Genomic DNA, 26,185 nt, shown 5'->3' with positions numbered 1-26,185 from the left:
CGGCGGATGTTTCTGGGCATCGATATCGGCACGTCCGGCGTCAAAGCCGTGGTGCTGGACGAACATGGCGCAGTGGTGGGGCAAGGGACGGCGGCGCTGACCGTACAGCGTCCCCACCCGCTCTGGTCCGAACAGGACCCGGAGGCGTGGTGGCAGGCGACGACCGCCGCCGTCCGCGCGATCGACCCGGCCGTTCGCCGCGCGGTGCGCGGCATCGGCCTCGCCGGGCAGATGCACGGCGCGACCCTGCTGGGCGCGGACGACCGGCCGCTTCGCCCCGGTATCTTGTGGAATGACGGTCGCAGCCATGCCGAGTGCGTCGAACTGGAGGACAAGGCCCCCGATCTCCACCGGATCGCGGGCAATCTGGCCATGCCGGGCTTTACCGCGCCCAAATTGCTATGGGTCGCGCATCACGAGCCAGAAACGTTTTCGGCAATTTGCACCGTCCTGCTGCCCAAGGATTACGTCCGGTTGCGGATGACGGGCGAGAAGGCGTCGGACGTGTCCGATGCGGCGGGCACTTTGTGGCTCGACGTGGCGGCGCGCACGTGGAGCGACGACATCCTCGCCGCGACCGGGCTGACCCGCGCGCAGATGCCGCAGGCGGTCGAGGGCACGGCACAGACCGGACGCCTGCGTGCCGACGTGGCGGAGGCCTGGGGCATCGATCAGGTGCCGGTCGCGGGCGGCGGTGGCGACAACGCCGCCGGGGCCGCTGGTGTCGGAGTGGTGAAGGACGGCGATGCGCTGCTGTCGCTGGGCACGTCTGGCGTGATCTTCGCCGCGACGAAGGAATTTCGTCCCAACCCGGCCGGCGCAGTCCACGCCTTCTGTCACTGTCTGCCGAATGTCTGGCATCAGATGTCGGTCCATCTGTCGGCGGCTGCGTGCATCGACTGGGTGGCACGGCTGACCGGTACGCCGGGTGCCGCAGAGTTGTTCGCTCGCGCGGAAAGCGTCGGCCCGGCCAGCGGCCCGGAAATCTTCCTCCCCTATCTGTCCGGCGAGCGCACGCCGCATAACGATGCCGAGGTTCGCGGGGGCTTTTTGGGGCTGGACCATGACACCACGCCGGAGCGGCTGGCACAGGCGGTGCTGGAGGGTGTGGCCTTTGCGCTGGCCGATGGCCTGTCGGTGCTGCGCGACGCCGGGACCGAACTGTCGCAGCTTTCGGTCATTGGCGGCGGCGCACGGTCGTCCTATTGGGGCCAGACGCTGGCCGCCGCGCTGAACGTCGAGCTGGTCTATCTGAAGGGTGGCGAGGTCGGCCCCGCACTGGGCGCTGCCCGTCTTGCCCAGCTGGCGGTCGACGGCGGATCGCCGGAAGAGGTCTGCGCACCGCCGCCAGTGTCTCACACCATCGCCCCCGACGCCGCACTCGCCGAGCGTTTTGCCCCCAAGATCGCGCGCTTCCGCGACAGCTATTCCCGCATCACTCCGAGGAATTCGTAACATGGCAACCGACTTTTTCGCCGACATCCCGACGATTCGCTATGAAGGCCCGGACAGCGAGAACGAGCTCGCCTACCGCTTCTATGACAAGAACCGTGTCGTGCTGGGCAAGACGATGGAGGAGCATCTCCGCTTCGCCGCGTGCTTCTGGCACACCTTCTGCTGGCCGGGTTCGGACGTGTTCGGCGGCGGCACCTTCAACCGCCCCTGGCATGCGGGCGCCAATGACAGCGCCGCCGCCGCGCAGAAGCGGGAAGTGGCGTTCGACTTCTTCTCGAAGCTCGACGTACCCTATTACTGCTTCCACGATGTCGACGTGATGGCCGATGCGCAGGGCGTCGCCGAGCATCGCCGTTACTTCGCCGAAGCGGTCGATCATCTCGAAAAGCTGCAGGCGTCCTCGGGTCGCAAGCTCCTCTGGGGCACCGCCAACCTGTTCAGCCATCCGCGCTTCGCCGCCGGTGGCGCGACCAACCCGGACCCCGAAGTCTATGCCTTTGGCGCAATGCAGGTCCGCGACGCGCTGGAGGCGACGCATCGCTTGGGCGGCGCGAACTATGTGCTGTGGGGCGGTCGCGAGGGTTACGAGACGCTGCTCAACACCAACATGAAGCGCGAACTGGACAATCTGGGCCGCTTCCTGACCCTGGTCGTCGAGCACAAGCACAAGATCGGCTTCAACGGCACCATCCTGATCGAGCCGAAGCCGCACGAGCCGACCAAGCACCAGTATGATTTCGACACGGCCACCGTGTACGGCTTCCTCAAGGCGTACGGCCTCGAGAATGAAGTGAAGGTCAATATCGAGGCAAACCACGCCACGCTGGCCGGTCACACCTTCGAGCATGAGATCGCGACGGCGGGTGCGCTCGGCATCTTCGGGTCGATCGACGCCAATCGCGGCGACCACCAGAATGGCTGGGATACGGACCAGTTCCCCAACTCGGTCGAGGAACTGACGCTGGCGGTGCTGGAGATCATCCGGGCGGGCGGCTTCACCACCGGCGGCTTCAACTTCGACGCCAAGGTGCGTCGCCAGTCGATGGACGCGGTGGACCTGTTCCACGGCCATGTCGGCGGCATCGACGTGGTGGCCAAGGGCCTGCTCAACGCCGCCGCGCTGATCGAGGACGGTCGTCTGGATGCGATCAAGACCGAGCGTTACGCCGGTTGGGACGGTGATTTCGGTCAGAAGGTCGGTGGGCTGGACCTCGCCGGAATCGCGGACCTTGCCGAGCAGCAGGCGATCGATCCGAAGCCCCGCTCGGGCCGTCAGGAGCGGATCGAGAATCTCGTCAACCGCATCGTCCATTCGGGCAAGTAAGGGCAGGGGGCCGGGGTCGTCCCTTCCAACCCGCTAAACGCAAAGGGCGCGCCCTGCGATCCGGGCGCGCCCTTTCTGTATCGTCTTACGCCACGCCGTTCGCCGCCATGTCCCGCAGCGCATCGTGGAAACGCCCGATCGCCGTCGTGTTGAACCCGGCGATATTGATCCGGCCGGACCCCGCCATATAGATGCCGTGCCGGTCGCACAGCCATTCCACTTGCGACGGCGAGAGCGGCAGGGTGGCGAACATGCCCTTGCCATGCGCCACCGCGCCCAGATCGATCGCGCCGATCCGGCCACCCGCCGCCAGGGTCGCGCGCAGGCTTTCCAATCGCTGGCGCATCGTCTCCAGCTCGTCGCGCCATTCGGCGGTCAGGCCTTCGTCTTCCAGGATGATCCGCACGATCGCTGCGCCATGATCGGGCGGCATCGACCAGTTGGCGCGGGCGAGCGCGAGCAGGTTCGAGAACACCACGGCCCCCGTGTCCCGATCGGGCGACAGGGCGAACAGCGCGCCGGTCCGCTCGCGATACAGCCCGAAATTCTTGTCGCAGGAATAGGCCAGCAGCGCCTCTGGCACCGCCGCCAGGATCGTGCGCGCACCCTCGGCGTCGACATCGAACCCGTCGCCCAGCCCTTGATAGGCCAGGTCGACCACCGGCAGCAGGTCGCGCGCCGCCACGTCCTGCGCGATCGCGGCCCAGCCCGCCGCATCGGGATCAATCCCGATCGGGTTGTGGCAGCAGCCGTGGAGCAGCACCGCGTCGCCGGCCGCCGCGCCGGTCAACCCGGCCAGGAAACCGTTCAGGTCGAAGGTCTGGCTGTTCAGGTCGAAACACGGGATCAGTGCCGGTTCGACGCCCGCCTGACGGAAGAGCGGGGCATGGTTGGCCCAGCTTGGGCTGCCGATCCAGATTTTCGCTACGCCCGCGCGCGCCAGCACCTCCGCCGCCAGCCGGAGCGCGCCGGTGCCGCCCGGCGTCTGCAGCCCGACGATGCGCTCGGCAGCGACCGTGTCACCGATGACCAGCCCGGCCAGCGCGCGGACAAAGCCGATATCGCCTTCGGGGCCGAGATAGGATTTGCTCGACTGTTCGGCGAGCAGGCGGGCCTCCGCCGCCTTGACCGCGGTCATCACCGGCGTGTGCCCGGCCTCGTCGCGAAAGACACCGACGCCCAGATCGATCTTGTCGGGCCGGGGATCGGCGCCATGCTGGCCGATGATCCGCAGCAAGGGGTCGTCGGGCTGGCGGGTCAGGGTCGCGAAACGCATCGTGGAAAAAGCCTCTTCAACAGCAAGGCGCGCACCATAGGGTTTCGATCGCGAAAGGGAATGTCCGATGCCCTGTCCGTCGGCGGCTTACCAGAGGGCGGCCCCGCTCAATCCCGAAACCAGCCTGAATGGAGCAGCAATAGTGTCGCGACATGCCCCGGAAATCCAACACCCTGCCCTGTTTATTCAAATAAGACCCGAAAAATAGACGATATTGATGTGCATTATGGAGCGTCGGCAACAGTTGTTCGTAGACCGTGGGAACGGAAGATGTCCCGGTGACGCTCGGACCGTTCGCGATAATCGTGACGGCAAGCGAACCCGGGACTGACCGACGGTTCGGCCCGCTCGAACCTCCAATGATAGAATTTCTGGTGACGTCTGTCGCGTCATCGCCCTCGCCGTTCGACCGCAATCGGTTGTCGGCCCGATGAGGATTATCTGCGATGAATGTGTTTCGTAACGCACCGCTTTCCCGAGGAATGGGCCATGTCGGCATGGCATGGACGATCATGCCCATGAAGGATGCGGCGGGGACCCTGCCGTGAGCGTTCTTTCCCGCGCATCGATGGATTTTTCGCCAGCTCTCCACCGCCTGTCGCGGTTGGCGCCGATGGACCACGCGGCCGTCTCGGCCCTGACGGAGTCGATGGGGCGGTCGCAACATTATCGGCCGCGTCGCGACCTGGTGGTGGAAGGGCGCGACATCCCCAGCCCGCAATTGATCCTGTCGGGCTGGGCGGCGCGCGTTCGCATTCTGCTCGACGGGCGGCGGCAGTTCCTGAATTTCCTGCTGCCCGGCGATGTCGTCGGTCACTATCATCATCACAGCCCGGTCGCGCCGACCAGTGTCATTACCCTGACAGAGGTGACGACCTGCGTCCCGCCCGACTGGGGTACGTCACCCAGCCTGGACGAGGCCTATGCGGTCGCGCATGCCCTCGACGAGGCCTATCTGCTTGCCCAGATCGCTCGGCTGGGCCGGATGAACGCGATGGAGCGGATCGGCGACCTGATGCTGGAGCTTCAGGAGCGCCTGGCGATGAGCGGGCTGACCCAGGGGGCGAGCTATGACCTGCCGATCACGCAGGAAACGCTGGCCGATGCGCTGGGGCTGACGGCGGTGCATGTGAACCGGATGCTGCAGGCGGCACGGCGTGCGGGTGACCTGCTCTGGTCGTCACGTTCGATGACCATCCCCGATCCCAAGGCTCTGTCGCGCAAGGTCGGACGGGCGCAGGTGCGGGTTTCGAGCGGCTGACCAAGGCTTCCTGTGTTGTATCATTGATGTTCATCAAGATATTGTAAAAAGGTCATTAAATAAGGAACAAGCCGTCTTCTCCATCGCTGTCCGGGCACGGAATGAGGAGAGAGGTCCATGCCCGACACCGCCGACAGACCCTATGACGATGCGCCGCTTGCCGCGTCCAAGGACAGCAAGGCCGCCGTCCGTATCGCCACCCAGGAAGCCGTCGAGGACCGGGGAGACAGCCTGACCGGCTGGGCGGTGACGATCAACCGGCCGGTGGCCGAACTCTATGCCTGGTGGCGCAACTTCGCGAACCTGGCGACGGTCATGGAGAATGTCGCGCGGATCGAGGTGCTTGACGACCGCCGTTCGCACTGGGTGGTCAAGGCACCCGGTGGCACGACCGTCGAATGGGACGCCATCGTGACCGAGGAGGAAGAGAACAGTCTGATTGCCTGGGCATCGGCCGAGGGCGCCGACGTCGCCCATTCGGGGCGTGTCGCCTTTCGCGATGCCGGACCACGCGGGACGATCGTGACCGCCACCATCCTCTATGATCCGCCCGCAGGCATGATCGGAAAGCTGGTCGCGAAACTGTTTCAGCGCGAACCCCATATCCAGCTCCGCCGCGACCTGGCGCGCTTCAAGCAGCAGATGGAGACGGGCGAGGTCGCGACCAACGCGATGAACCGTCGGCAATATGAGGAGCAAGCCGCATGAAGGCGCTGACCTGGCATGGCAAGCATGACGTCCGCATCGACAATGTCGACGACCCGGAAATCGTCAATCCCCGCGACGCGATCATCAAGGTGACGGCGACGGCCATCTGTGGCTCCGACCTGCACCTCTACGACGGTTATATTCCGACGATGCAGTCGGGCGACATTCTCGGCCATGAATTCATGGGCGAGGTGGTCGAGACGGGTTCGGGTTCGACGCTGAAAAAGGGGCAGAAGGTGGTGGTGCCGTTCACCATTGCCTGCGGCTCCTGCTATCATTGCGGCAAACATCAATATTCGGGTTGCGAGAACGGCAACCCGGCCGACAATCAGGATATCGCGCGCGAACTCTACGGCCAACCGATGTCGGCTCTGTTCGGCTATAGCCACATGACCGGTGGTTATGCGGGCGGGCAGGCGGAATATGTCCGGGTGCCGTTCAGCGACGCCGGCCCCATCGTCATCCCGGACGGCGTGGACGATGAGAAGGTGCTGTTCCTTTCCGACATTCTGCCCACCGGTTGGATGGCCGCCGAAAATGCGCAGATCGAGCCCGGCGATACGGTTGCGGTCTGGGGCTGCGGTCCGGTCGGTCTCTTCGCCGTCCAGTCGGCGTTTCTGATGGGTGCCGAACGGGTGATCGCGATCGACCATTTCCCGCACCGGCTGGAACTGGCGCGCAAGTTCGGCGCGGAGACGATCAACTTCGAGCAGAGCGCGACCTATGACGCGCTGATGCAGATGACCGGCGGGATTGGTCCCGATGCCGTGATCGACTCCGTCGGGCTGGAGGCGCACGGGATGTTCGTCGACAACGCGATCGACCAGATCAAGGCGTCGACCTTCCTCGGCACCGATCGCATCCACGCCATCCGACAGGCGATCCTGGCCTGTCGCAAGGGCGGCCGTGTGTCGATGCCCGCCGTCTATGGCGGCTTTGTCGACAAGTTTCCGCTGGGTGCGGTGATGCAGAAGGGGCTGACGCTCAAGACCGGGCAGACGCACGTCCAGCATTACCTGCCCGGCCTGCTCGATGCGATCATGGAGGGGAAGATCGATACGACCTTCCTCATCTCGCACCGGATGCCGCTGGACCAGGCGCCGGAGGGCTACCGGATGTTCCACGACCAGCAGAACGAAGTCACCAAGATCGTGCTGAAGCCCGGTCAGTAAGGAGACCCGCCATGGCAGAGAAATTCGCAATTGTGACCGGTGCCTCGACGGGCATCGGCTATCATCTGGCGGCCTGTGCGGCGCGCGACGGCTATGACCTGCTGATCGTCGCGGATGAGCCCGCCATCCATGTCGCGGCCAGCGATCTGGCGGCGCTGGGCGCGCAGGTGCAGGCAGTCGAGGCCGATCTTGCGACGTGGGAGGGAGTCGACACATTGCTCGCCGCTGCCGATGGGCGTGCCATCGACGTGCTGTGCGCCAATGCGGGCAACAGCAAGGGCGGGGCCTTCCTCGATCAGTCGGTGGAGGACTGGCGGCGCTCGATCGACACCAATGTGACCGGAACGGTGCACCTACTCCAGCGGGTACTGACCGGCATGGTCCGGCGTGGCGAGGGCAAGGTGCTGGTGACCGGATCGATCGTCGGCTTCATTCCCGGCCCCTTCAACGCGATCTATAACGCGACCAAGGCGTTCATCGACAACTTCACCGAGGCGCTGCGCAACGAGTTGAAGGAGGATCGGGGTGTTACCGTGACTACCCTGATGCCGGGCCCGACCGACACCGCTTTCTTCGCGCGGGCCGACATGCTCGATACCCGGGTGGGTGCGGGCGAGAAGGCAGACCCAGCCGAGGTGGCGCGCAAGGGCTGGGAGGCGATGAAAGCGGGCGAGGGGCATATCGTCCCCGGCTTGGAGAACAAGGCGCAGGTCGCGGGCGCGGGCGTCGTGCCCCAGTCCGTTCTGGCCGAGGCGCACCGCAAGATTGCCGAGCCCGGCTCGGCCGACCGCTAAACATCATATCATAAAGGAGACGATCATGGGCTTGTTTTCCAAGGATATCGCGACGCTGAACGACCTGTTCGTCCACCAGCTTCAGGATATTTATTACGCCGAGCATCAGATCACCAAGGCGCTGCCCAAGATGATCGACAAGGCGACCGACGCCCAATTGAAGGCGGGGTTCGAGCAGCACCTGCGCGAGACCGAAGGCCAGATCCGGCGGTTGGAACAGGTGTTCGAGATGCACGGCGAAACGCCCAAGGCGGTGACGTGCCCCGCCATCGACGGCATCATCAAGGAAGCCAATGAGGTCGCGGGCGAGGTCGCGGACAAGCGCGTTCTGGACGCAGCGCTGATTGCGGCGGCACAGGCGGTCGAACATTATGAAATCGCCCGCTATGGCACGCTCGTCGCCTGGGCGCGACAGCTGGGGCGCAGCGACTGCGCGGCGATCCTCGACGAGACGCTGGCCGAAGAAAAGGCGACCGACGAGAAGCTGACGGGCTTGGCCGAAGGTGGTGCTAACGCGGCGGCAGAGGCCGTCCAGACCATCTGAGGTGGCGGGCATCGCCGCCGGGCCAAACCCGCGCGGCGATGGTGCCCTTTACCTTAATGGGCGAAGTGCGTGACGGCGAGCATCAGCACGATGCCCGCAATGGTTCCCAGGCCCGTCCTCAGGCGAGGATCGAGTGACTGGCTGCGCGGCACCAGTTCACACGCACCGATGTAAAGGAAAATCCCGGCAAAAAGCGCCATCAGCGGGGCGAGCATGGTCGACGGGATCGAGATGGCGAGGCCGATAATGACGCCCAACATCGGTGCCACCCCGTTCAGCACCAGCCAGCGCCGCGCTGCCGCCTCGGACCGCGCCGCGAGGCTCAGCGAGACGGTGTTGACCCCGTCCGCCACGTCATGGGTCAGCACGGCCAGCGCGATCATCCAGCCCGCCGCCGTATCGATCTGAAACGCGACGCCGATGCCCAGCCCATCCATCAGGCTGTGCAGGCACAGCATCGCCGGGCCCAGGTCGCCGCGCCAGGATACAGCGGCGGCTCGCGGAATTTTTGCCAGCAACCGGTCGAGCAGCATATAGCCCGCCAGCCCCAGCGCGGTGAACGCCATCAGCGCCCGCACCGGCCAGCGATCCGCCGCCAGCTCCAAAGCTTCTGGCACCAGGTCGAACAGCGCGACGCCAACGACGATCCCGGCGGTCAGGCCGAGTACCAGCCCGATCCGGTGCCGCAAGCGCAGCGCCAACAGCCCGCCGGCCAACGTCGCGACCATGGCGGCCAGTCCGAAGGCAAGAGGAATGAGCGTCATTGGCGACCCATGAACGAGGGAATGAGACGTTACAAGGTCACATTTCGGAAACCTGTATCAGCCCCGGGCAATCGCTTCCAGCACGGTATTGGCGACCTCCCGGCGGCAGATCAGCAGGTCGGGTAATAACGGGTTCTCGCAATTGTAGACGAGAGGTGACCCGTCGATCCGCGAGGCGTGGAGCCCGGCCGCGAGCGCTACGGCGGCGGGAGCGCAATTGTCCCATTCATATTGGCCGCCGTCATGCAGATAGACATCGGCGCGCCCCTCTACGACCGCCATCGCCTTGGCACCCGCCGATCCCATCGGGATCATGATGGCCCCTAGCCGGTTGGCGACGCACGCCGCAATATCGGGCGCGCGGCTACGGCTGACGACGACGCGCAGGCCCGCCGGGCAGGGAGGATGTTGGGGGGGCAGGTCGTCGGTCGCGAACACCTGATCGCGGTCGGGCACCGACACCGCGCCGAGGGCCGGACGGCCGTCAATGGCTAGGCCGATATGCACAGCCCATTCGCTCGACCCACTGGCATATTCGCGGGTGCCGTCGAGCGGGTCGACGATCCAGACCCGGCTGGCGGCACAGCGGGCGCGGTCGTCGACCGACTCCTCCGACAGGATGAAGTCGTCGGGCCGCGCGGCGCGTAAGCGATCGAGGATCAGCGTATTGGCCTCCTTGTCACCCAGCGCGCCGAGGGCCGCGCCGTCCAGCCCGCTCGACGCGCGGAGGGACTTGAGCAATTCGCCCGCCTCGACAGCGACCAGGCGAGCCAGTTCGGCGTCGGTCACAGATCGTAACTCCAGATGCCCAGCACATGCTCGACGATCCGCGATGCGGCCTGTTCCGCCGTCTCCTTGGTCGTGTCGATCCGGATCTCGGGTCGGTCGGGGGCTTCATAGGGGCTGGAGATGCCGGTGAACTCGGCGATCTCGCCAGCCCGCGCCTTGGCGTAGAGGCCTTTCACGTCGCGCTCCTCGGCGGCCGCCAACGGGGTGTCGACGAAGATTTCGACGAACTCACCTTGCGGAAGCAGGGCGCGGACCATGTCCCGCTCGGCCTTGAAGGGTGAGATGAACGCGGTCAGCACGATCAGGCCCGCATCGGCCATCAGCTTGGCGACCTCGCCCACCCGTCGGATATTTTCCACGCGGCCCGCTTCGGAGAAGTCCAGGTCGCGGTTCAGGCCGTGGCGGATATTGTCGCCGTCCAGCAGGAAACTGTGGCGGCCCAGCCCATGCAGTTTCTGTTCGACCATGTTGGCGATGGTCGACTTGCCCGAACCGGAGAGGCCAGTGAACCACAATACCTTGGGGGCCTGGCCCTTTTGCCGGGCATGGGCCTCGCGCGTGATGACGGCGGACTGCCAATGAACGTTCTGCGCGCGGCGCAACGCATGGTCGATCATGCCCGCCGCGACCGTCGCATTGGTCGCGCGGTCGATCAGAATGAAGCCGCCGAGCGTGCTGCCCTTCTCATACGGCTCGAACACGATCGGGCGGTCGGCATAAACCTCCGCGAGGCCGATATCGTTGAGCGCCAGCGTGTCGGCGGGCCGCTGTTCCTGGCTGTTGACGTCGACCACATGACGCGGCGGCTGGACCGTCGCACCGACCAGCTGGGTTCCCAGCTTCAGCGAATAGCTGCGCCCCGGCACCAAGGCTGCGTCGGCCATCCAGACGATGGTGGCGACGAACTGGTCGGCGACCTCAGGCGGGTCCTCGGCGGCGGCGATCACGTCGCCGCGCGAGCAGTCGACCTCCTCGGCCAAGACCAGCGTCACCGCCTCGCCCGCAATTGCCTGTTCGCGGTCGCCGTCATAGGTGACGATCCGCGCGATGCTGGTCGTCTTGCCGGAGGGTGCGATCCGCACCCGGTCGCCGACCGATACCTGGCCGCTGGCGATCAGACCCGCAAAGCCCCGGAAGTCGAGATCGGGCCGATTGACCCATTGCACCGGCATACGGAACGATGCCGCGCCCGCCCGGTCACCGTCGATTGCCACCGTCTCCAGATGCGGCAGCAGCGGCGGGCCGTCATACCAGGGCATGTCGGGCGAGGGCGTGGTAACGTTCGCGCCGGTCAGGCCCGACAGCGGAATCGCCGTGAAGCGGTCGATCCCGATACCCTTTGAGAAGGCGGTATAATCGGCAACGATGGCGTCGAAGACCGACTGGTCATGGCCGACCAGATCCATCTTGTTGACCGCCAGCACAATCTCCTTGATCCCGACCAGATGCGCCAAATAGCTGTGCCGCCGTGTCTGGGTCAGCACACCTTTCCGCGCGTCGATCAGGATCACCGCCAGGTCGGCGGTCGAAGCGCCGGTCACCATGTTGCGGGTATACTGCTCGTGGCCGGGCGTATCGGCGACAATAAATTTGCGCTTCTCCGTTGCGAAGAAGCGGTAAGCCACATCGATCGTGATGCCCTGCTCGCGTTCGGCGGCGAGACCGTCGACCAGCAGCGCGAAGTCGATATTCGCCCCTTGCGTGCCAACGCGGCGGCTGTCCGCCTCCAGCTGGCTCAGCTGGTCCTCGAAGATGGTCTTCGAATCATAGAGTAGCCGACCGATCAGCGTCGACTTGCCGTCGTCGACCGAGCCGCAGGTGATGAAGCGCAGCATCGACTTGGCGGCATGGGTGGCGAGATAGGCGTCGATATCGGCGGCGATCAGCGCATCGGGTTGATAGGCGGTCATCTCAGAAATACCCCTCGCGCTTCTTCTTCTCCATGCTGGCCGCCTGGTCGTGATCGATCGCGCGCCCCTGCCGCTCGGACGTGGTGGTCAGCAGCATTTCCTGGATGACTTCGGACAGGGTCGCGGCCTCGCTTTCGACCGCGCCGGTCAGCGGATAGCAGCCGAGCGTACGGAACCGGATCGAGCGGTCGACCGGCATTTCGCCGGGCTTCAGGCGGAAACGGTCGTCATCGACCATCAGCAGCATCCCGTCGCGCTCCACCGTCGGGCGGGGGGCGGCGAAATAGAGCGGCACGATCTCGATGCCCTCCTGCAGGATATATTGCCAGATATCGAGCTCGGTCCAGTTGGACAGCGGGAAGACGCGGATGCTCTCCCCCTTATGGATGCGGCTGTTGTACAGGTTCCACAGCTCGGGTCGCTGCGCCTTGGGGTCCCAGCCATGTGCCGCGGAGCGAAAGGAGAAGACGCGCTCCTTCGCCCGGCTCTTCTCCTCGTCGCGCCGCGCGCCGCCGAACGCCGCATCGTATCCGCCTGCAGTCAGCGCCTGTTTCAGCCCCTCCGTCTTCCACATATCGGTGTGGCGGCTGCCATGGTCGAAGGGGTTGATGCCCAGCGCCTCGGCTTCCGGGTTTCGGTGGACGATCAGCTCCATCCCCGCCTCCTCGGCCGCGCGGTTGCGCAGTTCGTACATGGCCCGGAACTTCCAGGTCGTGTCGACATGCAGCAGCGGGAAGGGCGGACGCGCCGGGAAGAATGCCTTCTTGGCCAGATGCAGCATCACGGCCGAATCCTTGCCGACCGAGTAGAGCATCACCGGCCGCTCGGTCTCGGCGACCACTTCGCGCAGGATATGGATGCTTTCGGCTTCGAGCCGTTGAAGGTGCGTTAGTCCAGTCATCGGATTGTCAGATAATGTCGCCAGCGAACCGCGCGACCAACTTATCCTGTCAATCGCGATAGTCCCGCTCCAGCGAGTCCAGGATTCGCGCCCCCGCCATGAACACCGCGATAGGGCAGGCGGCGAAGAGCAGCTTGCCCTGCCAGCCGGGATACAGGGTCAGATAGTGCATGCCCCGCTCGACCGCGCCGAGGCCGAGCCCGTAGATTACAAGAAACGCCTCGAACTTCGTCTTGATGGTGAACAGGGCAACCAGGCGGGACCACATGCCGTGCGTTACACCACCGGATCGCCCCGTCGCCAAGCCTCAACCGGTTGCCAATATGAGACAGTCCAGCTCGGTCAGCAGGGCGGTCCGCGCCGCCTCGACCTTGGCGATCAGCGCAGGGTCGCCGATCTCGGTCGGGTCGATCGCCTCGGGCCAATGCGCCTCGACAATCGCGGCGATGCGGTCGAGTCGGGCGTGATCGACCAGGAAACGCGGGTCGATGGTTGCGGGATCGGCGACGACGCGCAACCGGAGGCAGGCGGGCCCGCCGCCATTGGCCATCGATTCGCGGACGTTCACGACCTCCAGCCGCCGGATCGGGCCATTGCCCGCGACATGCTCCTGAAGCCAGGACCATACGGCTGCATTGTCGCGCGCCTCCTGCGGCAGGATCAGCGTCGGCTCGCCGCCCGGCGGCGTCACCAGCTGAGCATTGAAGAGGTAGGAGGCGATGGCATCCGCCAGGCTCACCCGGTCGGCGGGAACCTCGACGATCTCGACATCGGGCATCAGGGTGCGCAGGTCGGCGTAGAAGGTGTCGCGATCGGCAAAGGCCTGTTCGTGCGCGAACAGCACGCGTTCGTTGGCGACCGCGACCACGTCATTATGGAAGGCTCCCGCCGCGATGGCGGCGTCGGACTGGCGGACGAAGAGCACCCTGTCGGGGGACAGGCGATGCGCGCGCGCGACGGCCTCGCAAGCCTCGCGATGCTGGCGCGCGGGGAAGGGGCCGCCGCTTTCGCCATAGACGAAGACTTCGACGCCCGGATGATCGTGCCCGCTGCACAGCCGCATATGATTGGCCGCACCCTCGTCGCCAAAGGGCGCGGGCACGGGCGCATGGACGATAAAGGCCGGATCGGCGAAGATCAGCCGCAGCTGCGCCAGCGTCGCGGGCCATTCATGGCTGCGATGCGGCATGGTCAGTAGGTTGGCCACCGTCAGGTGGCAGCGCCCGTCGCGCGCATCGGGTGAGGGCGAGACGGTCGCGGCATTGGCCGCCCACATGGCCGAGGCGGACAGGCTCTGCGCCTTCAGGACCGGCGAGGCGCTGTCATAATCGGTCGCCAGCCGCGTCAACCAGCCATGGTCGGGCCGGGGGTGCGGCAACAGGATGCCCTGGACCAGCCCCAGGTCGAGGTTCGCGCGCATCTTGGCGATCCCCTGAAGCGCGGCGGCCCTAGGCTGCGAGGTCTTGCCCGCATTGCGGGTGGCGGCGAGGTTGCCATGGCTGAGCCCGGCATAATTGTGGCTCGGCCCGATGATGCCGTCGAAATTGATCTCTCTCAGCATGGCGCTCACCGATCGATATGGAGGACGGTATCGCCGACCGTCAGGTCGAGCGTGCGGGCGGTTTCCTCGGACAGGATGACCCCGCCATCACCGTCGCGAATGTCGGCAAGGGCGCAGCGGAAATCGGCCAGCCGCCCCGCCGCGACCAGGGCCTCTCGCCCCGGCTGCGCGTCGATCGCGACCACCGTGCTTTCGCGCGAGTCGCGAATGGTGCGCACCTGGTCGGTTCGCGCGGTCATGGTCGGTCCGCCGTCGAAAATGTCGATATAATGCTCGAAGGCGAAGCCCTCATTTTCGAGCATCCGCATCGCGGCGCGGCCCGAGGGATGCGGCAGGCCGATGGCGGCGCGCGCCGACTCGGTCAGCATCGCGGTGTAGATGGGATGCTTGGGCATCAGGTCGGCGATGAACTGATGGCCGTGGATCGCATTGAACTCGTCGGCCTGCTGGAAATTCATGCCGAAGAAGCGGCCCGCCAAGCCATCCCAGAAGGGCGATCCGCCCGCCTCGTCGATCACCCCGCGCAATTCGGCCAGCACGCGGTCGGCGAAGCGTGGGCGGTTGGCCCGCATGAACAGATAGCGGCTTCGCGCCAGCAGCAGGCCCAGCCCCCCGGCACGCTCGCCGGGATGGAGGAACAGGCCGCCGACCTCGCTCGCGCCTTCCAGATCGGTGGCCAGCGACAGCATCTCGGCGCGGAAGGTCCGGTCCAGCTCGCGGCTATGCTGGGTCAGCGTGCCGATGCGATAGCTGTAGAAAGGATGTTTCTGCCCGACATGGGTGAAGATCTGGCACGTGCCGCGCACATCGCCGGTCGATTGATCCTCCAGCATCAGGACGAACAGCTCGTCGCGGATGCTGCCGTCCGCCTCCCGGGCAAAGGCCTCATGGCTGCGGGCGAGCTTGGCGGTCAGGGCGCGGCGGTCGGGGGGCAGGTTGGTGAAGCCGCCACCGGTCAGCTTGGCCATTTCATACAGGTGACGGACGTCGCTATCGACAGCGGGACGGATGCAGAAGCGGCTCATGCGGCACCGATGATGCGCAGGATGGTCAGCGCCGACAAGCCCGCGCGTTCGGCCAGGCTGTCGATCAGCATATACTCGTCGGGCGAATGAATCGCGCCGCCGCGTACCCCCATGGTATCGACCACCGGCACGCCCGCCGCGGCGATATTGTTGCCGTCGCACACGCCGCCCGTGTCGCGCCAGCCGATGGTGAGGCCCAGGTCCCCGCCTGCCGCGCGAACGGTCTCGAACAACCGCGCCGCGCCGTCGTCGATGGGCTTGGGCGGACGATTAAAGCTGCCATGCACCTTGACGCTCACATCATGGTCGGCGGCGATCCGTTCTGCGATGGCCTGCATGGCAGGGCCGGTCCGCTCGATCGCGGCCAGCGCGCGGGGTCGGAAATTGACGTGCAGCATGGCCAGGTCGGGCACGACATTGTTCGGTCCGCCACCATCGATCCGCGCCGGGTTGACGGTGATGTCGGCGGCAGCGAGTTGCGACAGTTCCACCGTGATCCGCGCCGCCGCGACAATGGCGTTGCGCCCCTCCTCGGGGTTGCGGCCCGCATGGGCGCTTCGGCCCCGCACGACGATGGTGAAATTGCCGGTGCCGCCCCGCGCGCCGGCCAGCGTGCCGTCGGGAAGCGCGGGCTCATAGGTCAGCGCGGCGACTTTGCCACTCGCGCACCGGGCGATCAGCGCGGCGGAAGAGGCAGAGCCGGTTTCCTCGTCCGAGTTGATGAGCACGTCATAGCCGAAGCGCTCTGCCAAGGGGCTGGCCTCCACCGCCGACAGGGCGGCGAGCAGTACCGCCAAGCCGCCCTTCATGTCGGCGACGCCGGGCCCGCCCAGCCGGTTGTCGTCGATCCGCGTCACCGCCTGAAAGGGATGGTCGACCGGATAGACCGTGTCCATATGGCCGGTGAACAGCATCTGCACCGGCGCCTGGGGGCGGACCGACAGGCGCAGGTGGCGGCCATGCTCCAAGGGAGAGGGCGTGCCATCGGCGCCGACGCGCTCGACCGGTTCGGGGTCGATCAGGCTGAGCGTACCGGGCAGCGCGCAGAACGCCGCCGCCAGCCGGTCGACCATGATCGCCAGACCGGCCATGTTGCGGGTACCGCTGTTGATCGCGCTCCACTCTTCTACGAGGGGCAGCATGGGGTAGGCGGCGGCGGACGCCACGGCGTCACGCTCGATCGGGTTCAGTCTCTCCATCGGCCTTACCTAGGCCAAGCAGACCGCCAAGGTGAACCCCGCTTCGGAAATTAGAAGCTGTAGACCACCGAGGCGCGGGTAATCGTGTCGGTCGTCTGGCGGCCGACCGGCGGCTCGCTTTCATATTGGACATTGTAGGAGAGCGAGGCGGACAGCGGACCGAAGAGCTTGGCATTCAACGCCGAATTGGTGCTGACGGTGCTGTTAAACTTCTGGACATAGGCCGAGGCGTTCTGGTTGAACGACATGGCTGGCGTCAGCTTCCACACGAAGTTCAGATTGCCGCGCGCGGCCAGGGCGCTTTCGATCCGGCCATCGGTAAATTCGGTGTGTCGGAAGGCAGGGCCGAGTTCGACGTCGAGCGTCATGCGGGGTTTGCGAATGGCGCTGTAGCCCGCGCCGCTCGACGCGGAGAAACGGTTGAAATAGCCGAGGAACTTGTCGCTTTCATACTGCGCCGCGCCGTAGACATAGTTGTTGGCGCTGAGTTTGAAATTGGGTTCGTAGGACGCGACATAATGTTCGCGGCTGACGACGTTGAAGCTTTCCTGGTAATCACCCTGGAAGCGCAGCTTGTGCCGCCAGCGCAGCCCCTCGCGGTTCAGGTCGACGATGCCGGTCAGGCCGATATTCTGGCTGTTGCCCGTCGTCGCGAAGCCGCCCAACTCGACGCGGCCATGCCACAGGTCGAAGAACGTCGCCTCGCGGATCGTCCGGCTGCGGCTGGCGGTCTTTTCGTCGCGCCAGACATCGGCCATCGCGTCGATCGCATCCGCCGCTTCGGGTACGGCGTTGCGTGCGTAGCGGACGACGGTGGTGATGTCGTTCTCGTTCCCGCTGGCGATCGCCGCCTCCAGCATCGCGCGGATCTGCGGCGGGATCAGCGCGGGATCGGGATCGTTGGGCTCGACATTGGCGAGCAGGCCCAGCGCCATCGGGATCAGCAACAGCCGCGTGTTCATGAGGATCAGCCTTATGCCTCGTCCGCGACCGAGGAAACCGCACGGTCGCCATGATGTGCGGCGAAATGCTCCGCGAAGACGACCAGCAGTTCCTCGTACAGCGCCTTTTTGAACGGCACGATCATCGCGGGCAGCGTTTCCGGCTCGGCCCAGCGCCAGGCGCGGAATTCCGGATGTTCGGTCTCGATACGGATGTCGCCGTCCTCGCCCAGGAAGCGATAGAGGAACCAACTCTGCCGCTGGCCGCGCCACTTGCCCTTCCACACCTTGCCGATCAGGTCGTCGGGCAGGTCGTAAGTCAGCTCGCGCGGGGCACGGGCGATCAGCTCGACCTTGTCGGCGGTGACGCCGGTTTCCTCGAACAGCTCGCGCAAGGCGGCCGTGTCGGCATCCTCGCCCGGATCGATCCCGCCCTGCGGCAGCTGCCACGCTTCCAGCGTCGAATCGATGCGCTGGCCGACGAATACCCGGCCGTCTCGGTTCATCAGGATGACGCCCGCGCAGGGGCGATAGGGAAGGTCGGTCATGATCATTGTCCCATCGGGCGGATATCCTCCGCCTCGACGATCATGGCCTTCAACGCAAGCAGGAATGCGGTCAGATCGGCCACGCCCGACGGGATCGCTTTGCGCAGCGTCGCAAAGCCATGGATCGTGCCCTTGGCCTCGCGGAAGGTCACCGACCCGCCCGCACGGGCGAGCGCGGCGGCATAGGTGCGGCCCTGGTCGCGGATCGGATCGCACTCGGCGGTCATGACGATGGCGGGCGGCATCCCGCCGAGGTCGGCCCGCATCGGCGCGGCGCGAACATCGCTGAGGTCTGCGGCATAGCAGGCGACGAACCAGTCGAGCATCGCGCGGGTCAGGAAATGCCCCTCGGCGAAATCGCGTAGCGACGGATGCGCCCGCGCCATGTCCGCGGCGGGATAGAGTAGGGCTTGCGCGATCACCGGCACGGCGGCGGGTCGGTCGCGCAAGGCCATGGCGGCGACGATGGCCAGCGTCCCGCCCGCGCTGTCGCCCGCGACGATCAGGCCGGTGGTGTCCGGCTGTTCTGCCAGCCAGCGCGCCGCCGCTTCGCAGTCATCCGGGGCAGCGGGCCAGGGATGCTCGGGGGCGAGGCGATAGTCGATAGAGACGACAGGCAGGTCGAGCGTCCGGGCCATCTCGGCGGCGAGTGGCGCATGGGTGTCGATATCGCCGATCACGAAGCCGCCGCCATGAAAGAAAAGCACGACCGGCCCTGCGTCGCGATCCTCGCGTGGATCGAACCGTCGCGCCGGGATCGGGCCCGCCGGTCCGTCGATCGTGAAGCGGTGCTCGGTACCCAGCGGCCCGATCGGCGGGTCGGTCAGGTCGCGCGCGGCGCGCATCATCTCACGGGCGGCCTCTGGGCCACGCTGCTCCTGGGGCGGGCCGGGCAGGCGGTTATAATAGCCGAGGAAGCGGGCGACATCGGCGCGCAGCTCGGGCAGCGGGGCGGGAGCCCTCCTATTGCGGGTCATGGCTTCCTACCTAGGGGCGATGATCCATGTCGTCCATCACCCCGCCTATGTGACCGAGGCTCCGGCGCGCTCCACCTATCGCTGGGGCAAAAACGGCGCGATCCGCGATCTGCTCCGCGCGCAGGGGGAAGCGGTGGCCTGGACCGAACCGGCGCTGATCCCGCGCGCATGGCTGGAGGCGGTGCACGACCCGGACTATGTCGCGGAAGTGCTGGAGGCACGGGTACCGCCCGAAAAGACGCGGCGGACGGGCTTTCCGATCACCGAACAGGTCGCCTTTCGTGCACAGGCGGTGCCGGGCGGGACATGGACGGCGGCGATGCTGGCGCTCGAACACGGTTTTGCCGCCAATACGGCAGGGGGCAGCCATCATGCGCTCGCCAATACCGGCGCGGGCTATTGCGTATTTAACGATCTGGCAGTCGCGGCAGTGCGGCTTGTCGAACAGAATGTGGTGGCGCGGGTCGCGATCGTGGATTGCGACGTGCACCAAGGCGACGGAACTGCCGCGTTGACGGCGGGACGGCATGACATCGCGACATACTCGATCCATGCCGAGAAGAATTTCCCCGCCCGCAAGGCCCGCTCGACCCTGGACGTCGGCCTGGCGGACGGCGTCGACGACGATGGGTATCTGGCGGAGCTGGAGGCGACGCTGGTGCCGTTCCTCGACGAACATCGGCCCGATATCATCCTCTATCAGGCGGGCGTCGATCCCTTTGTCGAGGATCGGCTGGGGCGATTGGCCGTGACGCGCGAAGGGCTGATCGCGCGCGAAACGCTGATTGCGGACATCGCCCTGGCGCGGGGGGTGCCGCTGGCGAGCACGGTGGGCGGCGGCTATGGCGAGGATGTGATGGCGATCGCGCAGCGGCATGTCGACGCCATCCTGACTCTGGGTGAAAGACTGTCCCATCGGAACCCGGCGCGTATCGAAGCGTAGCGGCTGGATGACCGCATCCCCCACGATCCTGTGGTTTCGCCAGGATCTTCGCCTTCACGACCAACCCGCGCTTCTCGCCGCCGCGGAACAAGGACCGGTCATTCCGGTCTACATCCTGGACGACGACACCCCCGGCGATTGGCGGATGGGAGCGGCGCAGCGCTGGTGGCTGCACCACAGCCTGACGTCGCTGGCCAAGGACCTGAAGGCGCTGGGCAGTCGCCTGATCTTGCGACGCGGCAAGGCGGTCGAGACCTTGCGCGCGCTCGTGGAGGATACGGAGGCGACGACAATCCACGCCATCCGCCATTATGAACCCTGGTGGCGCGCGGCCGAGGAGGAACTGGGCGACCGCCTGTGCCTGCACGACGGCAATCACCTCGCGAGACCCGAACTGGTCACCACAGGCAGCGGCAAGCCGTTCCGCATCTACTCGGCGTTCTGGAAGGGCCTTCAGGAGCACATGCCGCCCGCCCATCCGCTAGATCCGCCATCCTCTCTGGATGCGCCCGGCCAGTGGCCGAAAAGCGAGAAACTCGCCGACTGGGCGCTGTTGCCGACCAAGCCCGACTGGTCGACCGGTTTCGCCGAAGACTGGACACCGGGCGAAGCGGCCGCGCGCGAACGCATGGCGGATTTCGGCGACAAGGCGGTCGCCTATGACACGGCGCGCAACATGCCGTCGGAGGAGGGAAGCTCCCGCCTGTCGCCGCATCTCCATTTCGGTGAGGTGTCGGTGCGCGCCGTCTGGCACTCGTTGGACCGGCGCGGCGATACAGAGACGTTTCGCAAGGAACTGGCGTGGCGCGACTTTACCGATGGCGTGGTGATGGCGTTGCCCGACTATGCTGATCGCAACGGCCGCGATGCGTTCGACGTGATGCCGTGGCGCAGTGGCCAGCAGGCCAAGGCTGATTTGAAGGCCTGGCAGACCGGGCGCACCGGCTATCCGATCGTCGATGCAGGGATGCGGCAGCTCTGGGCGACCGGCTGGATGCACAACCGGGTGCGGATGATTACCGCCTCGTTCCTGATCAAGCATCTGCTGATCGACTGGCGGGAGGGCGAGCGCTGGTTTTGGGACTGCCTGATCGACGCCGATTACGGGAACAACGCGGTCAATTGGCAATGGGTGGCGGGGACGGGCATCGACTCCAACATGTTCGGCCGGATCATGGCGCCGCTCAGCCAGTCGGAGAAATTCGATGCGGGCGACTATATCCGGCAATGGGTGCCGGAGTTGAAGAACGTGTCGGATGCGGCGATCCACGATCCCGAAGACGCGGGCTGTCGTCCGAAGACGTATCCGGCCAAGATCATCGGCCACCGCGAAGGGCGCGAACGCGCACTGGCGGCGGCGAAGGCCATGCGGGGATAGCCCCTACCGTTTCTTCCGGCAGGCATCCGAACAATAGACCACCTGATCCCAGTCCCGCGCCCATTTCTTGCGCCACGTAAAGGGTCGCCCACAGGCCGGACAGGTCTTGCTCGGCAAATTCTGCTTGGCGACCCCGTTGGGCATCAGCGCGGCTCGGCGTCCAGGAAGGCCGCGACGTCCGCCAGATCGACCGTCTTGTCGAGATAGGTCTGCCCGATCCCCCGCGCGAGCAGGAAGGGCAGGGTGCCCGCCGCCATCTTCTTGTCATGCTTCATATGCTCGACCAACGTCGCGGACGGCGCATCGATCCCGGCGGCGGCGAGGCCATCAGGCAGGCCGACCGCGCGGAAATGCGCGGCGACCCGCTCGGCATCCTGCCGTTCGCCTATCCCCTTGCGCACCGAATAGCGGAAGGCCAGCGCACAGCCCGCCGCCACGCCCTCGCCATGAAGCAGCCGGTCGGAAAATCCCGCCTCGGCCTCCAGCGCATGGCCGAAGGTATGGCCCAGGTTCAGGAGCGCGCGGATGCCGTTGATCTCATGCTCGTCCGCGGCCACGATCCGCGCCTTGGCGGCGACCGAATGGGCGATGGCATGGACGCGCGCTTCCGCGTCACCCGCCAAAAGCGCAGGCGCATTCGCCTCGCACCATTCGAAAAAGGCGAAATCGTCAATCAGGCCGTACTTCACCACCTCGGCATAACCCGCACGGACCTGCCGAGCGGGCAGCGTGTCGAGCACGTCCGGATCGATCAGCACCATGGCGGGCTGGTGGAAGGCGCCGATCAGGTTCTTGCCCGCACGCGTATTGATCGCGGTCTTCCCGCCGACGGACGAGTCGACCTGCGACAACAGAGTCGTCGGGATCTGCACGAAGCGGCAGCCGCGCTTGACGATCGAGCAGGCGAAACCGACCAGATCGCCGATCACCCCGCCGCCGAGAGCAATGACATGATCCGCGCGCTCGACGCCCAGTTCGAGCAGCCGGTCGCAGACATGCTCCAGCATCGCCCAGCTCTTGGTCTTCTCGCCGGGCGGCAGGACGATCGCCTCGCTCTCGACACCCGCCGCGCGCAAGCTCGCCTGAAGCACCTCCAGATGCGGCCGGACATTCTCGTCGGTCACGATCGCCATACGCCGCCCGCGCGACAGGGGGGCGAGATACTCGGCGGCGCGGGGCAGCAGGCCGCCCTCGATATGGATGGGATAGCTGCGGTCGCCGAGCGACACGGTGACGGTCTTCATCGTCCGATGGCTTTCAGGATGGCGTTGACGGTGGCCTCATGCGGGCCCCGCTTGCTGGAGACGTGGATGGGCGCGAGCGCGTAAATCGGGTTGCGCTTCTCGGAGAGTTCGCGAAGGACCTTCAACGGGTCCTTCCCGCGCAGCAGCGGTCGGGTGTCGCGGCGCTTCACCCGCTCGGCCAGCACTTCGGGACTGGCGTTCAGCCAGATCGCGGTCGCCTGTTCCAGGATAAGCGCGCGCGTATCGTCGTTGATGAACGCCCCGCCGCCGGTCGCGATCACCTTGGGACGGCCATCGACCAGCCGGGCGATCACCCGGCGCTCTCCATCGCGGAAATAGGGTTCGCCGAACTGGGCGAAGATTTCGGTCACGCTCATACCGGCGGCTTCCTCGATCGCGGTGTCGGCATCGACGAAGGGCACCCGCAACCGATTCGCCAGGCGGCGTCCCACGGTCGACTTGCCCACGCCCATCAGACCGACGAGCACGATGGGCGACCCGTTCCAGCTTGCATCTACAGGGTTGTGGCTTTGCAACATTGCACTCTGCGCTATACAGCGGGCGCGCGCCCGGCAACACCGGCCGGGCTTTCACGGGTCCATTATAAGGTTTTGCGTTTCATGTCCCGTATGGTCGTTTCGCTCATCGTCCTCCTCGTCATCGTCGTCGGGGGCCTGTTCCTGCTCTCGGGCCGGGCGACCGAACGGCCGACCACCCAGGTCGAAAAGGCGGTTTCGCTTGGCAACCTGCAATAAGCGGGTAGCCGCTTTTCGCCATCTTCCCCGGGCCGTCGCCTTATTGATGGTGGGGGCTGCCGCGATCGCCGCGGCACAGGATCGGCCCGAATCGCTGCTTCCCCCCGGTTTCGGCCAGCCCTCCGCGCCCGCCACCGGGCGGGCAACGCCGCGCCCAACGTCGTCGCCGGTGCGGACGGCACCCGGCGCGGTGGCGGCGCCTGCGCCGACGCCGACCCCGGCCGATGCGGTGGGCGCACTGATCGAATCGCTGGCCAGCCCGACGCCGAGCCCCACGCCGTCGCCGACCCCGACGATGAGCGCGCGGCAACTGGCCGAATATGAGCTGCCCGCTTCGGCGCGGCGTTCGCTGGCCCTAGTCGGCCCGGCGGGACCGGGCGAAGGTGCGCTCGACCAGAATGTCTTTGCGGGTGCCGATGGCCGCGTCGCCGAGGCGCTGATGCGGCGACTGTCCGCGCCGCTGCCGTCGCGCTGGGCCTCGATTCTGCTACGGCGGGCGCTGGCGAGCCGCATGACGACGCCGCGCGGGGTGAACGGCGCGGACTTCGCCGCCGAACGCGCGTGGTTGCTGCTGCGCATGGGCGAGGCGCAGGTCGCCCGCGCGGTCGTCCAGTCGGTCGATCCGGGCAACTACACGCCCAAGCTCTATCAGGTCGCGATGAACGCGCTGCTCGCCTCCAGCGATCCGGCCGGACTCTGCCCGCTCGCCGATGGCGGGGCCGCCGTGACCGGGCTGGGCGGCTATCGCGTGGCGCAGGGATGGTGCGCGGCGTTGGCGGGAGATGGCGCGCGCGGCACGGCGCTGGTGCGGCAGGTCCGTCGCCAGGGCATCGCCGACGAGTTCGACATGAAGCTCGCCGACAAGCTGATGGGCGCCAGCGCCGGGCGGCGTGCGGTGACGATCGAATGGGGCGACGCCGATCGCCTGACCACCTGGCGTTATGGCCTGGCGACAGCGACCGGGATGACCGTGCCGCCGGATTATCTGGCCTATGTCGGGCCGCAGGTGCGTGGATGGCTGGCGACCTCGGCGCCGGTGGCCGCGACCGACCGGGCGGCGGTGGTCGACCAGGCGGCGGCGATGGGCGTGCTGTCCAATGCCGCGCTGGTCGATTTCTACTCGGACTTGGCCGATGACGATCAGGCGAGCCGCGATCAGGCCGCCATCGGCAACGACTTGCGCAATGCCTATGCCGCCAGCGACGAGGGACAGCGGCTGTCCGCGATCCGGTCGCTCTGGGGATCGGCGGAGCGCACGCCCTATGCCCGCCTGATCCTCACCGCCCGCGCCGTCGCGCGCCTGCCGGTGGTGGCTGATGGGACCGAAGCGGACCGGCTGGTCGCCTCGATGCTGTCGGCCGGTCTGGATCGTAGCGCGGCGCGTTGGCGCGATGCGGTCAAGGCCGGAAGCGACGGCTGGGCGATGATCATGCTCAGCGATCCTGACCGGCAGGGACAGGTCTCCTACGATCAGGTCAGCAGCTATGGCGGTGGCGATGCGTTCAAGCAGCGCCTGTTCTTTGCCGGGCTCGCCGGGCTCGGTCGGCTGTCGCGGGCCGATATCGAAAAGGGCGCGGAAGCGCTCGACGTGCGGGTCGGGCAGAGCAACGCCTGGACCGAGGCGCTCGACCAGGCGGTGGCCGACGAGCAGCCCGGCATGGTCGTGCTGCTCTGCGCGATCGGGATGCAGACCGGCAATTGGCGCGGCGTACCGCCCCAGGGACTGTATCGCATCCTGGAAGCGCTTCGCTCGGTCGGCATGGATACCGAGGCCCGGATGATCGCGGCGGAGGCCATCGCGCGCGCATGACGGTTCGCGATGGCGCGCTGCTCGACCGCTTTCTGGAGATGATGGCGGCCGAGGCGGGCGCGGCGGGCAATACGCTGGCCGCCTATCGCTCCGACCTGCGGCTGGCAGGGGAAGCGATGGGCGGGCTGGCCGATGCTGACGCCGATGCGCTGCGTGGGCTGGCCGATGGCTGGGCAGAGCTGGCCAATGCCACCGTTGCGCGCAAGGCGGCGGCGCTCCGGCGCTTTTATGCCTTTTTGCACGAAGAAGGGTTGCGGGCCGACGATCCGTCTTCGGTCTTGCCCCGCCCCGGTCCGAAGCGGCGACTGCCCAAGATATTGAGCCATGCCGATATCGACCGGCTGTTCGCCGCGATCGGCGAGCGAACCGGGGCCCAGCATCCGAGCGCCAACGATCTGCGTTTGGCCGCCTTGGTCGAGCTGCTCTACGGCTCGGGCCTGCGGGCCAGCGAACTGGTCGCCTTGCCGCGAGGGGCGGTTCATCCCGACCGACCCTTCCTGATCCTGAAGGGCAAGGGCGGTACGGAGCGGATGGTGCCGATATCCGACCGGGCGCGGGCGGCGGTCGCGGCGTGGCGGGTCCATGTTCCGGCCGACACGCCGTGGCTGTTTCCCGGCGGCAAAAATCACCTGACCCGCATCCGCCTCTACCAATTGATCAAGGCGCTGGCGGCAGAGGCGGGCATTCCGCCCGACCGGGTGAGCCCGCATGTGTTGCGCCATGCCTTTGCCACGCATCTGCTGGGCGGGGGTGCCGATCTGCGCGCGGTGCAGGCGATGCTGGGCCATGCCGACATCGCCACGACGGAGATCTATACCCATGTCGAGGCGCAGAAGCTGGTGGAACTCGTCAACACCCGCCACCCGCTCGTTGATTTTCGGGCAAAGCGCCCTTAGGCGCTAGGCC

Annotated in this window: 27 protein-coding genes; 12 read left to right on the top strand and 15 right to left on the bottom strand. The window is 66.5% G+C overall.

Features of this window, described 5'->3' with window-relative positions; all coding sequences use genetic code 11:
- The first annotated feature begins 6 nt into the window (after positions 1–6).
- Both xylB and xylA read left to right on the top strand, forming a co-directional pair.
- Positions 7–1,455 (top strand): xylulokinase, encoded by a 1,449-nt coding sequence (gene xylB, locus SSA01S_RS00620; RefSeq protein WP_061778726.1) that lies wholly within the window; start codon positions 7–9, stop codon positions 1,453–1,455.
- A 1-nt stretch (position 1,456) separates the two neighbouring features.
- Positions 1,457–2,779 carry a xylose isomerase gene (gene xylA / locus SSA01S_RS00615; RefSeq protein ID WP_061778725.1) on the top strand — a complete coding sequence of 441 codons (1,323 nt, stop codon included), beginning with the start codon at positions 1,457–1,459 and terminating at the stop codon, positions 2,777–2,779.
- Between the two features lie 85 nt (positions 2,780–2,864).
- Here the strand turns inward: xylA and SSA01S_RS00610 are convergent, their stop codons facing one another.
- Positions 2,865–4,055 (bottom strand): amino acid aminotransferase, encoded by a 1,191-nt coding sequence (locus SSA01S_RS00610; protein ID WP_061778724.1) that lies wholly within the window; start codon positions 4,053–4,055, stop codon positions 2,865–2,867.
- 544 nt (positions 4,056–4,599) lie between these two features.
- On the opposite strand from SSA01S_RS00610, the gene SSA01S_RS00605 reads away from it, so the two are divergent.
- The 5 genes from SSA01S_RS00605 to SSA01S_RS00585 all read left to right on the top strand — a co-directional run bounded on the left by SSA01S_RS00605 (position 4,600) and on the right by SSA01S_RS00585 (position 8,534).
- Positions 4,600–5,316 carry a Crp/Fnr family transcriptional regulator gene (locus tag SSA01S_RS00605; protein ID WP_244885490.1) on the top strand — a complete coding sequence of 239 codons (717 nt, stop codon included), beginning with the start codon at positions 4,600–4,602 and terminating at the stop codon, positions 5,314–5,316.
- Between the two features lie 117 nt (positions 5,317–5,433).
- On the top strand, positions 5,434–6,024 hold the full coding sequence (locus tag SSA01S_RS00600) for an SRPBCC family protein (RefSeq protein WP_061778722.1): 591 nt from the start codon (positions 5,434–5,436) through the stop codon (positions 6,022–6,024).
- Positions 6,021–7,196: a zinc-dependent alcohol dehydrogenase gene (locus tag SSA01S_RS00595; protein ID WP_061778721.1), complete on the top strand. Its 1,176-nt coding sequence runs from the start codon at positions 6,021–6,023 to the stop codon at positions 7,194–7,196. Before SSA01S_RS00600 ends, SSA01S_RS00595 begins: the two co-directional genes overlap by 4 nt.
- Positions 7,197–7,207: 11 nt before the next feature.
- Positions 7,208–7,990, top strand: coding sequence for an SDR family NAD(P)-dependent oxidoreductase (locus tag SSA01S_RS00590; protein ID WP_061778720.1), 783 nt, complete (start codon positions 7,208–7,210; stop codon positions 7,988–7,990).
- Positions 7,991–8,015: 25 nt separating this feature from the next.
- Complete coding sequence (locus SSA01S_RS00585) at positions 8,016–8,534, top strand: YciE/YciF ferroxidase family protein (protein ID WP_061778719.1); 519 nt, start codon at positions 8,016–8,018, stop codon at positions 8,532–8,534.
- 53 nt (positions 8,535–8,587) lie between these two features.
- Here the strand turns inward: SSA01S_RS00585 and SSA01S_RS00580 are convergent, their stop codons facing one another.
- From SSA01S_RS00580 to SSA01S_RS00530, 11 genes are read right to left on the bottom strand one after another with little or no spacing between them, the layout of a single operon-like run.
- Positions 8,588–9,298: a ZIP family metal transporter gene (locus SSA01S_RS00580; RefSeq protein WP_061778718.1), complete on the bottom strand. Its 711-nt coding sequence runs from the start codon at positions 9,296–9,298 to the stop codon at positions 8,588–8,590.
- A 57-nt stretch (positions 9,299–9,355) separates the two neighbouring features.
- Complete coding sequence (locus tag SSA01S_RS00575) at positions 9,356–10,087, bottom strand: 3'(2'),5'-bisphosphate nucleotidase CysQ (RefSeq protein ID WP_170171678.1); 732 nt, start codon at positions 10,085–10,087, stop codon at positions 9,356–9,358.
- Complete coding sequence (cysN, locus tag SSA01S_RS00570; RefSeq protein ID WP_061778716.1) at positions 10,084–11,997, bottom strand: sulfate adenylyltransferase subunit CysN; 1,914 nt, start codon at positions 11,995–11,997, stop codon at positions 10,084–10,086. Before cysN ends, SSA01S_RS00575 begins: the two co-directional genes overlap by 4 nt.
- A 1-nt stretch (position 11,998) precedes the next feature.
- Positions 11,999–12,898, bottom strand: coding sequence for a sulfate adenylyltransferase subunit CysD (cysD, locus tag SSA01S_RS00565; RefSeq protein WP_061778715.1), 900 nt, complete (start codon positions 12,896–12,898; stop codon positions 11,999–12,001).
- Positions 12,899–12,947: 49 nt separating this feature from the next.
- On the bottom strand, positions 12,948–13,166 hold the full coding sequence (locus SSA01S_RS00560; RefSeq protein WP_058716832.1) for a hypothetical protein: 219 nt from the start codon (positions 13,164–13,166) through the stop codon (positions 12,948–12,950).
- Between the two features lie 39 nt (positions 13,167–13,205).
- Complete coding sequence (locus SSA01S_RS00555) at positions 13,206–14,459, bottom strand: N-succinylarginine dihydrolase (protein WP_061778714.1); 1,254 nt, start codon at positions 14,457–14,459, stop codon at positions 13,206–13,208.
- 5 nt (positions 14,460–14,464) lie between these two features.
- Entirely contained in the window at positions 14,465–15,484 is a 1,020-nt protein-coding gene (locus SSA01S_RS00550) for an arginine N-succinyltransferase (RefSeq protein ID WP_061778713.1), read from the bottom strand.
- Positions 15,481–16,683, bottom strand: coding sequence for a hydrolase (locus SSA01S_RS00545; protein ID WP_061778712.1), 1,203 nt, complete (start codon positions 16,681–16,683; stop codon positions 15,481–15,483). Before SSA01S_RS00545 ends, SSA01S_RS00550 begins: the two co-directional genes overlap by 4 nt.
- Before the next feature lie 50 nt (positions 16,684–16,733).
- On the bottom strand, positions 16,734–17,645 hold the full coding sequence (locus SSA01S_RS00540) for a DUF481 domain-containing protein (RefSeq protein ID WP_061778711.1): 912 nt from the start codon (positions 17,643–17,645) through the stop codon (positions 16,734–16,736).
- Between the two features lie 11 nt (positions 17,646–17,656).
- Positions 17,657–18,172 (bottom strand): RNA pyrophosphohydrolase, encoded by a 516-nt coding sequence (locus SSA01S_RS00535; protein ID WP_061778899.1) that lies wholly within the window; start codon positions 18,170–18,172, stop codon positions 17,657–17,659.
- A 2-nt stretch (positions 18,173–18,174) separates the two neighbouring features.
- Positions 18,175–19,149 carry an alpha/beta hydrolase gene (locus SSA01S_RS00530; protein WP_061778710.1) on the bottom strand — a complete coding sequence of 325 codons (975 nt, stop codon included), beginning with the start codon at positions 19,147–19,149 and terminating at the stop codon, positions 18,175–18,177.
- Between the two features lie 19 nt (positions 19,150–19,168).
- Here SSA01S_RS00530 and SSA01S_RS00525 point away from each other — a divergent pair, with 19 nt between their 5' ends.
- Both SSA01S_RS00525 and SSA01S_RS00520 read left to right on the top strand, forming a co-directional pair.
- Positions 19,169–20,092, top strand: a complete 924-nt coding sequence (locus SSA01S_RS00525; protein ID WP_061778709.1) for a histone deacetylase family protein — start codon at positions 19,169–19,171, stop codon at positions 20,090–20,092.
- Positions 20,093–20,099: 7 nt separating this feature from the next.
- Positions 20,100–21,470: a cryptochrome/photolyase family protein gene (locus SSA01S_RS00520; RefSeq protein WP_061778708.1), complete on the top strand. Its 1,371-nt coding sequence runs from the start codon at positions 20,100–20,102 to the stop codon at positions 21,468–21,470.
- Positions 21,471–21,473: 3 nt separating this feature from the next.
- Here SSA01S_RS00520 and SSA01S_RS18950 read toward each other — a convergent pair whose 3' ends face one another.
- The 3 genes from SSA01S_RS18950 to SSA01S_RS00510 are packed head-to-tail and all read right to left on the bottom strand — an operon-like array spanning position 21,474 to position 23,253.
- Complete coding sequence (locus SSA01S_RS18950) at positions 21,474–21,614, bottom strand: DUF2256 domain-containing protein (RefSeq protein ID WP_082442294.1); 141 nt, start codon at positions 21,612–21,614, stop codon at positions 21,474–21,476.
- Positions 21,614–22,714 carry a 3-dehydroquinate synthase gene (gene aroB / locus SSA01S_RS00515; RefSeq protein ID WP_061778707.1) on the bottom strand — a complete coding sequence of 367 codons (1,101 nt, stop codon included), beginning with the start codon at positions 22,712–22,714 and terminating at the stop codon, positions 21,614–21,616. The genes SSA01S_RS18950 and aroB overlap by 1 nt, the downstream gene beginning before the upstream one ends.
- Positions 22,711–23,253 carry a shikimate kinase gene (locus SSA01S_RS00510; RefSeq protein ID WP_058716841.1) on the bottom strand — a complete coding sequence of 181 codons (543 nt, stop codon included), beginning with the start codon at positions 23,251–23,253 and terminating at the stop codon, positions 22,711–22,713. The genes aroB and SSA01S_RS00510 overlap by 4 nt, the downstream gene beginning before the upstream one ends.
- An 81-nt stretch (positions 23,254–23,334) precedes the next feature.
- On the opposite strand from SSA01S_RS00510, the gene SSA01S_RS20125 reads away from it, so the two are divergent.
- Genes SSA01S_RS20125 through SSA01S_RS00500 form a run of 3 tightly spaced genes read left to right on the top strand, consistent with a single transcriptional unit; the run spans position 23,335 to position 26,175 of the window.
- Positions 23,335–23,469, top strand: a complete 135-nt coding sequence (locus tag SSA01S_RS20125) for a hypothetical protein (RefSeq protein WP_257575576.1) — start codon at positions 23,335–23,337, stop codon at positions 23,467–23,469.
- Between the two features lie 46 nt (positions 23,470–23,515).
- Entirely contained in the window at positions 23,516–25,279 is a 1,764-nt protein-coding gene (locus SSA01S_RS00505; protein WP_272867539.1) for a hypothetical protein, read from the top strand.
- Positions 25,276–26,175, top strand: coding sequence for a tyrosine-type recombinase/integrase (locus SSA01S_RS00500; RefSeq protein WP_061778706.1), 900 nt, complete (start codon positions 25,276–25,278; stop codon positions 26,173–26,175). Before SSA01S_RS00505 ends, SSA01S_RS00500 begins: the two co-directional genes overlap by 4 nt.
- The last annotated feature ends 10 nt before the right edge of the window (positions 26,176–26,185 follow it).

The organism is Sphingomonas sanguinis NBRC 13937 (assembly GCF_001591005.1).
GTDB lineage: Bacteria > Pseudomonadota > Alphaproteobacteria > Sphingomonadales > Sphingomonadaceae > Sphingomonas > Sphingomonas sanguinis.
Note: the sequence above shows the minus strand (reverse complement) of the source record. Positions and strands in the feature narration are given on the sequence as shown.

Excerpts from the sequence above, each read along its gene's own strand:
- SSA01S_RS00530 (WP_061778710.1), bottom strand. The coding sequence starts at position 19,149 with ATGACCCGCAATAGGAGGGCTCCCGCCCCGCTGCCCGAGCTGCGCGCC.
- SSA01S_RS00595 (WP_061778721.1), top strand. The coding sequence starts at position 6,021 with ATGAAGGCGCTGACCTGGCATGGCAAGCATGACGTCCGCATCGACAAT.
- SSA01S_RS00510 (WP_058716841.1), bottom strand. The coding sequence starts at position 23,253 with ATGTTGCAAAGCCACAACCCTGTAGATGCAAGCTGGAACGGGTCGCCC.
- xylB (WP_061778726.1), top strand. The coding sequence starts at position 7 with ATGTTTCTGGGCATCGATATCGGCACGTCCGGCGTCAAAGCCGTGGTG.
- SSA01S_RS00585 (WP_061778719.1), top strand. The coding sequence starts at position 8,016 with ATGGGCTTGTTTTCCAAGGATATCGCGACGCTGAACGACCTGTTCGTC.
- SSA01S_RS00610 (WP_061778724.1), bottom strand. The coding sequence starts at position 4,055 with ATGCGTTTCGCGACCCTGACCCGCCAGCCCGACGACCCCTTGCTGCGG.
- SSA01S_RS00500 (WP_061778706.1), top strand. The coding sequence starts at position 25,276 with ATGACGGTTCGCGATGGCGCGCTGCTCGACCGCTTTCTGGAGATGATG.
- SSA01S_RS00560 (WP_058716832.1), bottom strand. The coding sequence starts at position 13,166 with ATGTGGTCCCGCCTGGTTGCCCTGTTCACCATCAAGACGAAGTTCGAG.
- SSA01S_RS18950 (WP_082442294.1), bottom strand. The coding sequence starts at position 21,614 with ATGCCCAACGGGGTCGCCAAGCAGAATTTGCCGAGCAAGACCTGTCCG.
- SSA01S_RS00505 (WP_272867539.1), top strand. The coding sequence starts at position 23,516 with ATGGTGGGGGCTGCCGCGATCGCCGCGGCACAGGATCGGCCCGAATCG.
- cysD (WP_061778715.1), bottom strand. The coding sequence starts at position 12,898 with ATGACTGGACTAACGCACCTTCAACGGCTCGAAGCCGAAAGCATCCAT.
- SSA01S_RS00580 (WP_061778718.1), bottom strand. The coding sequence starts at position 9,298 with ATGACGCTCATTCCTCTTGCCTTCGGACTGGCCGCCATGGTCGCGACG.
- cysN (WP_061778716.1), bottom strand. The coding sequence starts at position 11,997 with ATGACCGCCTATCAACCCGATGCGCTGATCGCCGCCGATATCGACGCC.
- aroB (WP_061778707.1), bottom strand. The coding sequence starts at position 22,714 with ATGAAGACCGTCACCGTGTCGCTCGGCGACCGCAGCTATCCCATCCAT.
- SSA01S_RS00520 (WP_061778708.1), top strand. The coding sequence starts at position 20,100 with ATGACCGCATCCCCCACGATCCTGTGGTTTCGCCAGGATCTTCGCCTT.
- SSA01S_RS00555 (WP_061778714.1), bottom strand. The coding sequence starts at position 14,459 with ATGCTGAGAGAGATCAATTTCGACGGCATCATCGGGCCGAGCCACAAT.
- SSA01S_RS00550 (WP_061778713.1), bottom strand. The coding sequence starts at position 15,484 with ATGAGCCGCTTCTGCATCCGTCCCGCTGTCGATAGCGACGTCCGTCAC.
- SSA01S_RS00600 (WP_061778722.1), top strand. The coding sequence starts at position 5,434 with ATGCCCGACACCGCCGACAGACCCTATGACGATGCGCCGCTTGCCGCG.
- SSA01S_RS20125 (WP_257575576.1), top strand. The coding sequence starts at position 23,335 with ATGTCCCGTATGGTCGTTTCGCTCATCGTCCTCCTCGTCATCGTCGTC.
- SSA01S_RS00535 (WP_061778899.1), bottom strand. The coding sequence starts at position 18,172 with ATGACCGACCTTCCCTATCGCCCCTGCGCGGGCGTCATCCTGATGAAC.
- SSA01S_RS00590 (WP_061778720.1), top strand. The coding sequence starts at position 7,208 with ATGGCAGAGAAATTCGCAATTGTGACCGGTGCCTCGACGGGCATCGGC.
- SSA01S_RS00525 (WP_061778709.1), top strand. The coding sequence starts at position 19,169 with ATGATCCATGTCGTCCATCACCCCGCCTATGTGACCGAGGCTCCGGCG.
- xylA (WP_061778725.1), top strand. The coding sequence starts at position 1,457 with ATGGCAACCGACTTTTTCGCCGACATCCCGACGATTCGCTATGAAGGC.
- SSA01S_RS00545 (WP_061778712.1), bottom strand. The coding sequence starts at position 16,683 with ATGGAGAGACTGAACCCGATCGAGCGTGACGCCGTGGCGTCCGCCGCC.
- SSA01S_RS00540 (WP_061778711.1), bottom strand. The coding sequence starts at position 17,645 with ATGAACACGCGGCTGTTGCTGATCCCGATGGCGCTGGGCCTGCTCGCC.